This window comes from Oceaniferula flava (assembly GCF_016811075.1).
In the GTDB taxonomy this organism is placed as follows: Bacteria; Verrucomicrobiota; Verrucomicrobiia; order Verrucomicrobiales; family Akkermansiaceae; genus Oceaniferula; species Oceaniferula flava.
Map to the genome: position 1 here is coordinate 1 of NZ_JAFBGL010000037.1, position 683 is coordinate 683.

Annotated in this window: 1 protein-coding gene; it reads left to right on the forward strand. The window is 50.8% G+C overall.

Going from position 1 to position 683, the window contains the following annotated elements:
• Nucleotides 1–455 precede the first annotated feature (455 nt).
• The coding region (locus JO972_RS16740; protein WP_309491235.1) for a hypothetical protein at nt 456–683 on the forward strand (228 nt) is incomplete at its 3' end.

Consider the following 683-nt stretch of genomic DNA (forward strand, 5'->3'; position numbering starts at 1 on the left):
CGCCAACTGTAAAACACCGCGCATACGAACGCAGATCATAACTGTAAAACGGCCTTCGACCAAGAACGGTTAACGGTCGGCCGCAATGCCTTGTTGGATTCGACCAGCCCTGTGCTCTCTACGGAAAATTTAACGGATCACCCACCGAGTGTAAAGGATGGCGCACGATGCCCTCAATCTTGCTGAGGTGAAATCTCCACCTACAAGTTCACGGGTGACCGCCACTCCGCCACGTGTAAAACCTCGGTATCGGTCGGATGCAGCGCAAGACATGTGCCATTCGTGTAGAACATCTGCCAGCAGAGCAGCGGAAGGGACATGTCTCTGGAGTTTACGGAAGAGTCTTGTCCCTGTAGCTGCGGCGCGTAACCAAGACGGCAACCATCGCCATGTGGCATCCAATTCTTCTTGTCTCAATCGTGTAAAACGTTCGACCAGGATCAGTATGTGATCACATGATGGCCATCTTACGACTAAAGCCAGCGGGAAACATCAGCCAATGGACGGCATGTGATCACATTCTGATCCTTCATTCATCTGCCCACCGCCATTCAACTCAAATCAGGAGTCTTATTATTAATCTTATCCAACGTAAAGCTCAACCGCCAACTGTAGAACAGCGCGCATACGAGCAAGGGTTTAACTGTAAAATGGCTGCGGACAACGAACGGTTAACGGTCGGA